Annotated in this window: 11 protein-coding genes and 3 tRNA genes; 13 read left to right on the top strand and 1 reads right to left on the bottom strand. The window is 46.1% G+C overall.

All coding sequences use genetic code 11. From position 1 onward, the window contains the following. Positions 1–26 precede the first annotated feature (26 nt). The 4 genes from surE to rpoS all read left to right on the top strand — a co-directional run bounded on the left by surE (position 27) and on the right by rpoS (position 3,453). A complete protein-coding gene (gene surE / locus KI655_RS19820; protein WP_285408120.1) occupies positions 27–773 on the top strand; it encodes a 5'/3'-nucleotidase SurE in 747 nt (248 codons plus the stop codon). Then, entirely contained in the window at positions 770–1,396 is a 627-nt protein-coding gene (locus KI655_RS19815) for a protein-L-isoaspartate(D-aspartate) O-methyltransferase (RefSeq protein ID WP_285408119.1), read from the top strand. The genes surE and KI655_RS19815 overlap by 4 nt, the downstream gene beginning before the upstream one ends. Before the next feature lie 31 nt (positions 1,397–1,427). Further along, positions 1,428–2,378, top strand: coding sequence for a peptidoglycan DD-metalloendopeptidase family protein (locus KI655_RS19810; protein WP_285408118.1), 951 nt, complete (start codon positions 1,428–1,430; stop codon positions 2,376–2,378). A gap of 94 nt (positions 2,379–2,472) precedes the next feature. Beyond that, a complete protein-coding gene (gene rpoS, locus KI655_RS19805) occupies positions 2,473–3,453 on the top strand; it encodes an RNA polymerase sigma factor RpoS (RefSeq protein WP_239841227.1) in 981 nt (326 codons plus the stop codon). 85 nt (positions 3,454–3,538) lie between these two features. Here the strand turns inward: rpoS and mutS are convergent, their stop codons facing one another. Next, on the bottom strand, positions 3,539–6,100 hold the full coding sequence (gene mutS / locus KI655_RS19800; RefSeq protein WP_285408117.1) for a DNA mismatch repair protein MutS: 2,562 nt from the start codon (positions 6,098–6,100) through the stop codon (positions 3,539–3,541). A gap of 132 nt (positions 6,101–6,232) precedes the next feature. Between mutS and pncC the strand changes: the two genes are divergently transcribed. The 9 genes from pncC to KI655_RS19755 all read left to right on the top strand — a co-directional run bounded on the left by pncC (position 6,233) and on the right by KI655_RS19755 (position 13,895). Continuing rightward, a complete protein-coding gene (gene pncC, locus KI655_RS19795) occupies positions 6,233–6,724 on the top strand; it encodes a nicotinamide-nucleotide amidase (protein ID WP_285408116.1) in 492 nt (163 codons plus the stop codon). 140 nt (positions 6,725–6,864) lie between these two features. Then, positions 6,865–7,902: a recombinase RecA gene (gene recA, locus KI655_RS19790; RefSeq protein ID WP_032549782.1), complete on the top strand. Its 1,038-nt coding sequence runs from the start codon at positions 6,865–6,867 to the stop codon at positions 7,900–7,902. A 468-nt stretch (positions 7,903–8,370) separates the two neighbouring features. Further along, the gene (locus tag KI655_RS19785) at positions 8,371–8,649 is read left to right on the top strand and encodes a hypothetical protein (RefSeq protein WP_285408115.1); all 279 of its coding nucleotides are present in this window, start codon (positions 8,371–8,373) and stop codon (positions 8,647–8,649) included. Positions 8,650–8,812: 163 nt separating this feature from the next. Beyond that, positions 8,813–11,395: an alanine--tRNA ligase gene (alaS, locus tag KI655_RS19780; protein ID WP_285408114.1), complete on the top strand. Its 2,583-nt coding sequence runs from the start codon at positions 8,813–8,815 to the stop codon at positions 11,393–11,395. A 242-nt stretch (positions 11,396–11,637) separates the two neighbouring features. Further along, positions 11,638–12,819 (top strand): aspartate kinase, encoded by a 1,182-nt coding sequence (locus KI655_RS19775; RefSeq protein ID WP_285408190.1) that lies wholly within the window; start codon positions 11,638–11,640, stop codon positions 12,817–12,819. Positions 12,820–12,911: 92 nt separating this feature from the next. Continuing rightward, positions 12,912–13,109 (top strand): carbon storage regulator CsrA, encoded by a 198-nt coding sequence (gene csrA, locus KI655_RS19770; protein ID WP_004415691.1) that lies wholly within the window; start codon positions 12,912–12,914, stop codon positions 13,107–13,109. Between the two features lie 441 nt (positions 13,110–13,550). After that, positions 13,551–13,643, top strand: a tRNA-Ser gene (locus KI655_RS19765). 42 nt (positions 13,644–13,685) lie between these two features. Beyond that, positions 13,686–13,762: transfer RNA gene (locus tag KI655_RS19760), tRNA-Arg, on the top strand. Between the two features lie 40 nt (positions 13,763–13,802). Beyond that, positions 13,803–13,895 (top strand) — tRNA-Ser (locus tag KI655_RS19755). The last annotated feature ends 104 nt before the right edge of the window (positions 13,896–13,999 follow it).

The raw sequence follows: 13,999 nt of genomic DNA, 5'->3' as shown, positions 1-13,999 counted from the left end.
TGGACGAAGATAAGAAAGGATACAGAATGAAGATCTTACTCAGCAACGATGATGGCGTTCATGCTCAGGGTATTCATGCTCTGGCGAATGAGCTGCGCGATCTTGCTGAAGTTATTATCGTTGCACCCGACCGAAATCGCTCGGGTGCGTCGAATTCATTAACGCTTGAGCAGCCTTTGCGTGTTCAAGAAATCGCAGCTAATACCTATTCAGTGCAAGGTACACCGACCGATTGTGTCCACTTTGCTCTGAATGAACTGCTTAAAGATGACATGCCGGACCTGGTGCTTACTGGTATTAACCACGGGGCAAATCTGGGTGATGATGTGTTGTACTCGGGTACGGTCGCGGCTGCGATGGAAGGGCACTTTTTGGGTGTTCAGTCCGTGGCATTTTCTTTGGTGGGCAAGCAACATTTTAATACAGCCGCTCTTATTGCACGCCAAATCGTTGAACAGCATTTAGCTCGACCAATCCCAACCAATCGTTTGTTGAACGTTAATGTTCCAGACGTTGCATTTGATGATCTTAAGGGAACACAGGTGACGCGCCTTGGTGCTCGTCATCACTCTGAAGATATGATCAAGCAGAAAGACCCAAGGGGACATGATATCTATTGGTTAGGCCCTCCAGGTAAAGAGCAAGATGCCGGTCAGGGAACAGATTTCTATGCGATTGAACATGGCTATGTCTCTGTGACGCCATTGCAGGTGGATCTTACCGCCCATGAATCTTTGGGAGCCATGACAGAGTGGCTAGGAGAGCGCCAGTGACTAACCCTCATGCACACCGTTTAGTCAGCTTTCTGATCGAGAGTGGTATTCGTGACCAAAGGGTTCTGGATGCGATCTTTTGTTTGCCAAGAGAAAGTTTCTTGTCGCAGGCAATGTATCACCAAGCCTATGACAACAATGCACTGCCGATTGGCCAAGGGCAGACGATATCTCAGCCATATATAGTGGCGAAAATGACGGAATTGTTGGAACTTCAACAGACTAGCCGCGTCTTAGAGATTGGAACAGGCTCGGGCTATCAAACAGCAGTCTTAGCTCAGTTGGTTGATCACGTTTATTCTGTTGAACGTATTAAATCGCTACAATGGGATGCAAAGAGACGACTTAAGCAGCTTGATTTCTATAACATTTCCACGAAACATGGGGATGGATGGCAAGGCTGGTCTGCGAAAGGGCCGTTTGATGCCATTATCGTAACAGCTGCGGCAGAGTCTATTCCTCAAGCGCTTTTAGAGCAGCTTGCTGACGGTGGACGTTTGCTGATCCCGGTTGGGGATGATGAGCAACAATTGCTAAAAATTACCCGCCAAGGGAATCAGTACCTATCAGAGACAATCGAGATGGTACGCTTTGTTCCTTTGGTCCCGGGTGAACTCGCGTAATCAAATTATTGGTGTAATGGATAACAACTGAATGCGTTCAAAGTTTTCAAAAGGGATAGCTGTATTGTTGAGTTGTGTGCTGGCAGGGTGCGCGGCACACTCTCCTGCACCAGTTGCAAGCCTAAACAAAGACTATTCAACCATTGAACGTGGCAGTTATCGCGGTAGTTACTACGAGGTTCAGAAGGGCGATACCCTCTACTTTATCGCCTATCTGACCAACAAAGATGTGAATGACTTGATTCATTACAACGATCTTGCTGCGCCTTATACCATTCACCCAGGACAGAAGCTTAAGCTGTGGCGTCCATCCTACAAAGCGCCAGCCTATGGAAAAGCAGCTGCGGTTGCCAGTGTGACCCCTGCACCTAAGCCAACACCCGTAGCACCGGTTGCGAGTGTATCAAGCACCTCGACGGCGAAAGCATCAAAACCTGCGGCTACCAAAGCGGAACCAGCGAAGAGCAAAAACTCTAAACCGGCACCTGTGCAGTCAACGGCGAAAACGGTTAAAAAAGATCCACCAAAGAAGGTTGAACAATCGAAGCCAAAGGAGTATGTTGGTTCTAAAGGTAAACAGAATGTTACAACCGCCAGCAAGCCAACTAACGGTAAAGTATCGAAATGGCTATGGCCAACTAAAGGGAGAGTTATCAAGAATTTCTCTGTAGGTGAACAAGGAAATAAAGGCATCGACATAGCAGGACAGCGCGGTCAGCCTATCGTATCTACTGCAGGGGGAACGGTTGTTTATTCGGGGAATGCACTCAGAGGCTACGGCAATCTCGTGATTGTAAAGCATAATGATAACTACTTAAGTGCATACGCGCATAACGACCGACTATTAGTATCTGAAGGGCAAAGTGTTAAACCAGGACAGAAAATTGCGACAATGGGAAGTTCTGGAGCCAAAAGCGTTCGGCTACACTTTGAGATTCGTTACCAAGGTAAATCAGTCAATCCAAAGCGCTATTTACCTTAAATACAAGCGTCGCAACGACCTTGTATCAGTGACATAGTCATTTAGCGACATTTGAAGTTGTAATGTCTTGCTAATATCGCCAGGGGGAGGCGTTATGAGTATCAGCAATGCAGTTATTAAAGAAGAGTTCGAACTTGATCAAGAGACCACGGAGTTGGCAAACGTTGAGCAAGGTGAACAAACCGTCACTAAAAAAGCAGAAGTAAAAGAAGAAGTCGAAGTGACTTCGAAAAGCCTAGACGCAACGCAGTTGTATCTGGGTGAAATTGGCTTCTCACCACTCTTAACCGCAGAAGAAGAAGTGCTTTATGCTCGTCGTGCCCTACGTGGTGACGAAGCAGCTCGTAAGCGCATGATCGAAAGTAATCTACGTCTTGTGGTTAAAATTTCTCGTCGTTACAGCAATCGCGGCCTAGCCCTGCTTGACCTTATTGAAGAAGGCAACTTGGGTCTTATTCGTGCGGTTGAAAAATTCGATCCAGAGCGTGGCTTCCGTTTTTCTACTTACGCGACATGGTGGATCCGTCAAACGATCGAGCGTGCTTTGATGAACCAAACACGTACTATTCGTCTACCAATTCATGTAGTGAAAGAGCTTAATATCTACCTGCGTACCGCTCGTGAGCTGTCGCAAAAGCTTGACCATGAACCAACGGCAGAAGAGATCGCGACCAAGCTAGATAAACCGGTAAGTGATGTGAGCAAAATGCTGCGCCTAAATGAGCGTGTAAGCTCAGTCGATACACCAATCGGTGGTGATGGCGAGAAAGCACTATTGGATATCATTCCAGACGTAAACAACTCAGACCCAGAAGTTTCTACTCAAGACAGCGATATCAAAACATCACTGATCTACTGGTTAGATGAACTGAATCCTAAGCAGAAAGAAGTGCTTGCACGCCGCTTTGGTCTTCTTGGTTACGAGCCATCGACTCTAGAAGAAGTCGGTCGTGAGATCAGCCTAACTCGTGAGCGTGTTCGTCAGATTCAAGTAGAAGGCCTACGTCGCTTAAGAGAGATCCTAATCAAGCAAGGCTTGAATATGGAAAACCTGTTTAACGTTGAGAACGACTAGTCTAGGCCTAGAAATGACCAATAAAAAACGCTGACTTAATGTCAGCGTTTTTGTTTTTATCGAGGTTAGAAAAACTTATTTGTGACTAAAGAAGTTTCTTTAAGCGGTACAACTCTTCCAACGCCTGACGTGGTGTTAGGTCGTCTGGATCTACGTTTGCTAACGCTTGCTCTACTTCACTTGGCTCTGGGATAAGGCTAAGTTGATTCGCAATATCGACACCACTTGGTTTAGCTGTTGGTGTCTCTGCGCTTGGCGCTTCCAACTGGGTTAGCTTAGCTCGTGCATTCTTAATCACGGCCTTTGGTACACCCGCTAGTCCAGCTACTGCAAGACCGTAAGATTTGCTCGCTGCACCCTCTTGAACTGCGTGCATAAAGGCAATGCTGTCACCGTGCTCTACCGCATCCAAATGAACATTCGCCAAGGTTGGGATCTGGTTTGGCAGCTCAGTTAGTTCGAAGTAGTGAGTCGCAAACAGTGTCATCGCATTTATCTGATTAGCTAGCCATTCTGCACTTGCCCAAGCCAGCGATAGACCATCGTAGGTACTGGTACCACGGCCGATCTCATCCATTAGAACCAGGCTGCTCGGCGTTGCGTTGTGCAGAATGTTTGCTGTTTCTGTCATCTCTACCATGAAGGTTGAGCGGCCAGATGCCAGATCATCTGATGCACCGATTCGAGTGAAGATACGGTCGATAGAACCAATGGTTGCACTCTCTGCAGGAACGTAACAACCAATATGAGCCATTAGTGCGATTAGCGCGGTTTGACGCATATAGGTCGACTTACCACCCATGTTTGGACCCGTGATGATCAGCATCTTACGTTGATCATTCAAGTCAATCGGGTTGGCAATGAAAGGTTCATCCATCACCTGTTCAACTACCGGGTGGCGACCCGCCTGAATATGTACCCCTGGCTCTTTATTTAGAGTAGGGCGACAGTAATCTAAGGTGTCAGCGCGCTCAGCAAGGTTTTGTAGAACGTCTAGTTGCGATACTGAAGAGGCGATGTTCTGCAGTTGCTCTAGGTGTGGCAACAATAGGTCAAATAGCTCCTCCCAAAGCTGCTTCTCGATCGCTAGCGCTTTCGATTTAGAGTTGAGAACCTTGTCTTCATGCTCTTTTAGCTCAGGGATAATGTAGCGTTCCGCGTTTTTTAACGTCTGACGGCGAACGTAATGAGGTGGAACCAAATGGCTTTGACCACGACTCACTTGAATGAAGAAGCCGTGTACGTTGTTGTAGCCAACTTTTAGTGTATCAATCCCGTGGCGTTCACGCTCTTCCGCTTCGAGTTTGTCTAGGTATTCCGTCGCGCCATCTGCAAGATCACGCCACTCATCCAGTTCTGCGCTGTAGCCAGCCGCAATCACGCCACCATCGCGAATCACAACCGGTGGATTCTCTTTGATTGCACGAGTCAGCAGCTCGGACACCTCTTCAAAAGGTGCGGCGTATTGCGCAAGTTGGCTCAGATATGGGTGAGAAACTTGCTCTAGAGTATCGGCTAGCTCTGGAAGGTAGTCCATCGCTTGGCGCAGGCGTGCCATATCACGCGGACGTGCAGAGCGAAGAGCTAATCGAGCTAGGATACGCTCAATATCACCAATCTGTTTTAGTGTCGGTTGTAGCTCTGTAAACAGAGCGAGATCTTTCATCTCACCAATCGCATCTAGGCGTTGATCGAGAGCTGAGATATTACGCATCGGTTGATGTAACCAACGCTTGAGCATACGGCTGCCCATTGGCGTTGCGGTGTGATCGAGTACCTCTGCCAATGTGTTGTCGATGCCACCTGCGAGGTTATGAGTGATCTCTAGGTTGCGACGAGTTGCTGCATCTAAGATCACAGAGTGATCTTGGCGATCATAAGTCAGTGATCGAATATGCGGCAGAGCGGTACGTTGGGTATCTTTTACATATTGGATCAAACAACCCGCAGCACATAGACCAAGCTTGGCATGTTCTACACCAAAACCGACAAGGTCGCGAGTACCGAACTGTTTGTTCAACTGTTGCTTCGCGGTATCGAGTTCAAACTCCCACACTGGGCGACGACGGTTACCACTGCGGCTTGCCATCAGTTCTACAGGTTCAAAGTCTTCTGGAAACAAAAGCTCACGCGGTGAAGTGCGTTGCAGTTCAGCTGCCATTGACTCTTCAGTCTCAGGCTCCGACAGTTGGAAGCGGCCAGAAGTGATATCGAGAGTCGCGTAACCAAACTTGCCGTTGTGGTGATAAATCGCAGCAATCAGATTATCAACGCGCTCAGAAAGAAGGGCTTCGTCAGTGACGGTACCCGGTGTCACGATACGAACAACGGCACGCTCTACTGGACCTTTCGATGTCGCAGGGTTACCGATTTGTTCGCAGATCGCCACAGATTCACCGAGTTGAACCAGTTTAGCGAGGTAGCCTTCTACAGCATGAAACGGCACGCCTGCCATTGGGATAGGTTCGCCAGCAGATGAGCCACGTTTGGTTAGGGAAATATCAAGGAGTTGAGAGGCTCTTTTGGCATCATCATAGAAAAGCTCGTAGAAATCTCCCATGCGATAGAAAAGCAGGATCTCTGGATTCTCTGCTTTGAGTTTTAGGTACTGCTGCATCATGGGAGTATGTTTTTGATCGGCTTTCACTGTTAACTTCTTTCGTTTATTTCTATTGCGGCTTAGGATACGTGAAAGCGATACCTGCGAAAAGTCGCCCAAGCGATAAAGATCCAAATTCACTCATGCAGAAACTATGTAGAAACAAAGGAGTTTGTCACCATGTCATCGATTCAAGAACTTAGCGAAAAGCTCGGTCAGCTGTTATTGCAAACCCAGCACGTACTTGTCACGGCGGAGTCGTGTACTGGCGGTGGTGTGGCGAGTGCAATCACCGATATTGCAGGCAGCTCTGCATGGTTTGATCGCGCTTTTATCACTTACAGCAATGAGGCTAAGCAAGAGATGATTGGTGTTCAAGCATCGACCTTAGAAGCGCATGGTGCTGTCAGTGAGCCAGTGGTGATTGAGATGGCTCAGGGCGCACTGGCAAACTCTAATGGCAGCATTGCTGTCTCGATCAGTGGAATTGCAGGCCCTGGAGGCGGCAGTGAAGAAAAGCCGGTGGGTACTGTATGTTTTGCATGGGTGGGTAAGAGTGGCTGGCAAAAAGTAGAAACGCATGTATTTGCGGGTGATCGATCACAAGTACGACAACAAGCGACCGCCTGTGCGCTTGAGGTTATTTATGATTACCTGTTGGAAGAGAAGTAACAATTGTACAAATAATTTTCATACAGGTATGGACACTGTATGAATCAACAGTATAATAAACACCAATTAGTCACCCCTATGTGGGTTAGAAACAGATTCTAAATCGCTTGTTATAGACAACCGATTATGTGGAGATAGTAATGGACGAGAATAAACAAAAAGCGTTAGCCGCAGCCCTTGGTCAGATTGAAAAGCAGTTTGGTAAAGGCTCTATCATGCGTCTTGGTGACAACCGCACAATGGATGTAGAAACGATTTCTACTGGCTCGCTATCTCTAGATATCGCACTAGGTGCTGGTGGTCTACCAATGGGTCGTATCGTTGAGATCTACGGTCCAGAATCATCAGGTAAAACAACACTAACACTAGAGCTTATCGCAGCAGCTCAGCGTGAAGGTAAAACGTGTGCATTCGTCGATGCGGAGCACGCACTAGACCCTATCTATGCACAAAAGCTAGGTGTTGATATCGATGCGCTTCTTGTTTCTCAACCAGATACTGGTGAGCAAGCTCTAGAAATCTGTGATGCTCTAGCACGCTCTGGCGCCATTGACGTTCTTGTTGTTGACTCAGTAGCAGCACTAACACCAAAAGCAGAAATTGAAGGTGAAATGGGCGATAGCCACATGGGTCTTCAAGCACGTATGCTTTCTCAAGCAATGCGTAAGCTAACGGGTAACCTGAAGCAGTCTAACTGTATGTGTATCTTCATCAACCAAATCCGTATGAAGATTGGTGTGATGTTTGGTAACCCAGAAACAACGACTGGCGGTAACGCACTTAAGTTCTACGCATCTGTTCGTCTTGATATCCGTCGTACTGGCTCTATCAAAGAAGGTGACGAGATCGTAGGTAACGAAACGCGTATCAAGGTAGTTAAGAACAAGATTGCAGCACCATTTAAGCAAGCTGAAACTCAAATTCTATACGGCCAAGGCTTTAACCGTGAAGGTGAGCTGATTGACCTAGGTGTTAAGCACAAGCTAATCGAAAAAGCAGGTGCTTGGTACAGCTACAATGGCGATAAGATTGGCCAAGGTAAAGCAAACGCGGGTAAATTCCTTCGTGAGAACCCAGAAGCAGCGAAAACTATCGATGCTAAACTTCGTGAAATGCTACTGACTCCAGCTCAGCCTGAAGAGCCAGAGACAGGCGAAATGCCACAAGAAGAGCTGTAATTTACCAGCAGCAATGATGTTGAAAGCCTCGTTTATGCGGGGCTTTTTTGTGCCTGTTACTTTTAGCTGCTATTTCTTCCCTGTTACTTTTAGCTGCTATTTCTTCCCCTATACCCTAAGAAGCTTTTTCTTCGTCACTACCCAAAAAGTTGCTGCTGCCTGAGATTTATTGGCTTTGTCTTACTTAGCTTTGCTTACTGTTGTGTTGTTATTGACTGTCATATCTTGCTAGGGATTTGTTTCCCTTATTGCTGTTCTGAGAACGGGAAAACAAGATCCTATGTCGTACTTTTCTTCGTGCAGAATTAATCACAATGAAACACCTTAGTAAGGTGTGATGTTTTATCCGTCATGACATTTTGGTTCGAGAGAGGTTTGTGTCTTGGTGTTATATCGAGTGATAAATTTTTCCCACGATTTGAGGTTACTGATAGTTAAGTTATTAATTTTTTGTGAATAGGTAAGAGAATGTCAAAGATTAAGAAAAAAGACGCTGAGTTGGCGACCCATTTACTCGAGGAGTATCGAACGATGACGTCGATTGAATCCTTTCAGCTGGACGTGCTGCAAAGCCTAGTCAAAGTGCTGTCTGCAAACATCAAGTCATTGGACGATAATGACCGTGCCGTCTTAGTGGTTCTTGCTAAGCAGCACATCGATGTAGAATTGGACTTTTCACAATCTGTTGGCTTCGACGATGCGCAATCAAAGCTGAGTGAATTTAAAACTGTTATTAACGTCACTTAAACAGCTTGAGAAAATAAAACAGATGGCAATGACTCTCGATTTTGAAGAATTCCCACCAAAATTCCATCCTAACGGCTCTTTTGTACAAGAAAACTAGTCGAAGCCTTAACCATGATCTACAATACGGCAAAATTCTAACTCGACTATTTTCAGGAAGAGCTGCATGTACATGAGCACTGATGAGGTTCGCAACGCGTTCCTTAAGTTCTTTGAGAGCAAAGGACACCAAATCGTAGACAGTTCATCGTTAGTTCCACATAACGATCCAACCCTGCTATTTACTAACGCAGGTATGAACCAATTCAAAGATTGCTTCTTAGGCGCCGAAAAGCGTGCCTACACTCGAGCGACTACGGCTCAGCGTTGTGTACGTGCTGGCGGTAAACATAACGACTTAGAAAACGTTGGTTTTACGGCTCGTCACCACACATTCTTTGAAATGCTAGGTAACTTCAGCTTTGGTGATTACTTCAAAGAAGACGCGATTGCGTTTGCTTGGGAATTCCTAACAGAAACTCTTCAACTGCCAAAAGATCGTCTACTGGTAACGGTATACGAGACAGATGACGAAGCATTCGATATCTGGAACAAAAAAGTAGGCGTGCCTGCTGACCGTATCGTTCGCATCGGCGACAAAGAAGGCGGTAAACAGTTCGAGTCTGATAACTTCTGGACAATGGGTGACACAGGTCCTTGTGGTCCATGTACTGAAATTTTCTACGATCACGGCGAACACATCTGGGGTGGTCGTCCTGGTACACCTGAAGAAGATGGTGACCGATTCATCGAGATCTGGAACAACGTATTCATGCAGTTCAACCGTCACGCAGACGGCACAATGGAACCGCTACCTAAGCCTGCTGTTGATACAGGTATGGGTATTGAGCGTATCTCTGCAATCATGCAAGGCGTACACTCAAACTACGAAATCGATGTATTCCAAAAGCTAATCAAAGCAACAGCGGAAACGATCGGTTACGAAGACCTATCTAACCAGTCACTACGTGTTATTGCTGACCACATCCGTTCTTGTTCATTCCTGATCGCTGACGGCGTTATGCCTTCAAACGAAGGTCGTGGCTACGTTCTACGTCGTATTATTCGTCGTGCTGTTCGTCACGGTAACAAGCTGGGTGCGCAAGGCGTATTTTTCCACAAACTTGTGGGTGTACTGGCTGAAGTAATGGGTTCTGCGGCAGACGAGCTGAAGAAGCAGCAAGAGCTGGTTGAAAAAGTACTTCGCATTGAAGAAGAGAACTTCGGTCGCACGCTAGAGCGCGGCATGGTTATCCTGAACGAAGCGCTAGATTCACTAGAAGGCAAAGAGCTAGACGGTGAAACGGTATTCAAACTTTACGACACATACGGCTTCCCAGCTGACTTAACTAACGATGTAGCTCGTGAGCGTGACTTCACTATTGATGAAGAAGGCTTCGAGAAGGCGATGGAAGTTCAACGTCAACGTGCTCGTGAAGCAGGCCAATTCGGTACTGATTACAACGCAACAATCAAAGTTGAAACCAACACTGAGTTCTGTGGTTACACAGGTACAGAAGGCGCTGGTGAGATCGCTGCACTGTTTGTTGATGGCGAAGAAGTTTCTTCACTATCTGCGGGTGACAAAGCGATCATCATCCTTGAAGAGACACCGTTCTACGCTGAGTCAGGCGGCCAATGCGGTGATGCTGGTACGCTGAAAACAGCTTCAGGTCTTTTCAAAGTAGAAGACACGCAAAAGCTAGGTAATGCATTTGCACACCACGGTGAGCTGGTTGAAGGTGTATTCGCGAAAGGCGATAACGTAGAAGCTAAAGTAGACGCTGAGCGTCGCGCGGCTATCTCGCTAAACCACTCTGCGACTCACTTACTTCACGCTGCCCTGCGCGAAGTTCTTGGTGAGCACGTAGCTCAAAAAGGTTCTTTGGTTAAGCCAGACAACCTACGTTTTGATTTCTCTAACCTTGAAGCGGTAACACCAGCACAACTTAAAGAAGTTGAGCGTCTAGTTAACGCACAAATTCGTAAGAACCATGTGATTGAAACCAACATCATGGACATCGAATCAGCGAAAGCGAAAGGTGCAATGGCACTGTTCGGTGAGAAGTACGATGATGAAGTTCGCGTGCTGTCTATGGGCGAGTTCTCTACTGAGCTTTGTGGTGGTATCCACGCTTCAAACACTGGCGATATTGGTCTGTTTAAGATCACGTCTGAAGGTGGTATCGCAGCAGGTATCCGTCGTATCGAAGCGGTAACCGGCGAAGCTGCACTAGATGCTATCGAAGAGCAACAAGCTAAGTACGAAGAGAAAATTGCAGAATCTGCTTCTAAAGCGAAAGCGCTAGAGAAAGAGATTCAGAAGCTGAAAGAGAAGATGGCTGCATCGGAAAGTGCAAACATCATGGGTAAAGCACAAGAAATCAACGGCGTGAAAGTTCTGATCGCTGGTATGGAAGGTGCAGATCCTAAGAACCTACGTACTATGGTTGATAACGCTAAGAACCAGATGGGCAGCGGCGTTGTGATGCTAGCAAACATCAACGGTGACAAGATTGGTCTTATCGCGGGTGTAACTAAAGACCTTATCGGCAAAGTAAAAGCGGGTGACCTAGTGAAGATGGTTGCTGAGCAAGTTGGCGGTAAAGGTGGCGGTCGCCCTGACATGGCTCAAGCGGGTGGTACTGATGTATCAGCGCTACCAGAAGCGATGAAGTCAGTTCAGCCTTGGCTAGAAGAACGCCTGTAAGACTTATCTCTTGATTCAAAGATGCCCAATCACCCGATTGGGCATCTTTTATTTTGTATCATCGTTAATTGTTCAAACTTCTAGAATTTGTAACCGTTAACCAAACAGAATCTATAAGAGTTAACCAAGAAGCCGAGAAACCGTTCGACCTCTTGGTTAACTTTTATGACTTCGCTATGACGTGAAGTGTGTTGTTTTGTCATATATAGACATTGGTCTTGGGAAGGTGAGGACGGGTGAAAATGCCTCTTATCGTGCAAAAATTTGGTGGAACGTCAGTGGGCTCTATCGAGAGAATCCACTCAGTTGCAGAGAAAATCATTGAAGCTAAGAACGACGGCAATCAAGTCGTGGTGGTGGTCTCTGCGATGTCAGGAGAAACAAACCGATTAGTTGATTTAGCCAATCAGATAGATTGCGTACCGAACGCGAGGGAGCTGGATGTCTTATTGACTGCCGGTGAACAGGTCTCCATGGCTTTATTAGCAATGACGTTACACAAATTGGGTCATGAAGCGACATCGATGACAGGCAATCAAGCCAAAATTCACACCGATTCTAATCACAATAATGCAGCCATTACTCATATTGATACGGCTCCGATTGAAGCCTTGCTTGAACAAGGGCAGATCGTCATTGTTGCAGGCTTTCAGGGCGTCAACAACCGAGGTGACATTACCACGCTAGGTCGTGGTGGTTCAGATACCAGTGCAGTGGCATTAGCGGGCGCATTAAAAGCGCAAGAGTGTCAGATCTATACCGATGTGGACGGTGTTTATTCTTGTGACCCTCGTGTTGTTAAAGATTCTCAGCGTTTACCTCAGTTGGATTTTCCATCAATGGAAGAGATGGCGCGCTGTGGTGCTAAGGTATTGCACCTTCCTTGTGTTCAATATGCGTGGAAGCATCAGGTACCACTACGCGTGTTATCAAGCTTTGAGAGCGGAGAGGGCACCTTAATCAAAGGCCAAGAGTGTTTGAATGACATCTCCGGCATCGCCATTCAGAAAGAGATGGTACTGATAGAATGCGCAGTACAAGAGTTGTCGTCTCTCATATCTCAGGCGCAACTGCTGGGTATCGAAGTGTGTAGTGTGATCGAGGAAACAGAACGAGCAGCAGTCGTGATTAAACGCGACGCAAGTGCGAAATTAAAACTAGTTTTTGCTGAGAAAATCCGTAATAGTGAACAGGTTAGTTTGTTAACTGTAGTAGGAAGTCGAACACAAGATATTGTGGTCAGTGCACACGGATTGTTGTCTGAAGGCGAGGTTGATGTACAGCATCACTTATTGCAGCAGCAGTCTTTAACCTTGGTGGTTTCCCCCGATCAAGTCGATACAGCTGCTAACATTCTACACAAAGCATACATTGTAGCGCGTGAAACACAGGGTTATCTTAAAAAAGAAGTGCATTTTGGTTAAATAAACTCATTCGATAGTTTACGAAAATATAACTTTTGTTGGATAATGCTCTCGTAGCTAGATAAATTTAGAGATTACTCAAGGAGCAAAGAATGCTAATTTTGACTCGCCGTGTTGGCGAAACACTGATGATTGGTGATGAAGTAACAGTGACTGTACTAGGTGTTAAAGGTAACCAAGTACGTATTGGTGTTAACGCACCTAAAGAAGTATCTGTTCACCGTGAAGAGATCTACATGCGCATTCAAGCTGAAAAAGGTAATGGTAACGTTGCATCTGGCAACTACTAATATCTTCGCGTAGAAAAAGGGCTAGCATTGTTGCTAGCCTTTTTTGATCCTGCTGTTTAAAACCGAGTTCTGTTCATAGAGGAAGTCGATAGCTATTGCTTAATGCATTCGTGGCAATTTCACTTTCGTCGACAAACACTTTATCTGTGTCACGAGTTCGCCTTTTTTCTTGCATTCAAATGTAGCGAAATTTTTAGGCTCGTAGTATGGTTGCTTATGCACTGACAATGTCATTGTTTAAATTTAGATAACTTAATTCAGCTCGTAATCTTGCTAATCTTTCACCTTAATTTTTAAGGGAAAAAGAGCCTTTTGATACTAATAAGTTCAAATAGCAAGCGCTTTGATTAAATTGCAAACGGTTGAGTGTTTTTATCCATTTTTTTTCAATAAAGTGTTTGACATATTTTCGGTAAAACGTAATATGTGCCTCCGCAAGACGGTGAGGTGGCCGAGAGGCCGAAGGCGCTCCCCTGCTAAGGGAGTATGTGGTTTGTAGCTGCATCGAGGGTTCGAATCCCTCCCTCACCGCCATTTCTTGCGAGTCTAAACGTAGCAAGTTAGACAACAATATGTGCGCTCTTAGCTCAGCTGGATAGAGTACCTGGCTACGAACCAGGCGGTCGGAGGTTCGAATCCTCCAGAGCGCGCCATTATCTTCTTATCATTTGATGAGTCGATAATAATGAATTAGGTGAGGTGGCCGAGTGGCCGAAGGCGCTCCCCTGCTAAGGGAGTATGTGGTTTGTAGCTGCATCGAGGGTTCGAATCCCTCCCTCACCGCCATTCATTACAGGCCGATGGCCTTTTTTTTGTTTCGTTGTAAGCAAAATGTGATATATTTCACAACTTCATTCGAAAGAGTGAAACACCGTGCGCTCTTAGCTCAG

It is taken from the genome of Vibrio sp. D404a (assembly GCF_030248535.1).
Classification (GTDB): Bacteria; Pseudomonadota; Gammaproteobacteria; order Enterobacterales; family Vibrionaceae; genus Vibrio.
Note: the sequence above shows the minus strand (reverse complement) of the source record. Positions and strands in the feature narration are given on the sequence as shown.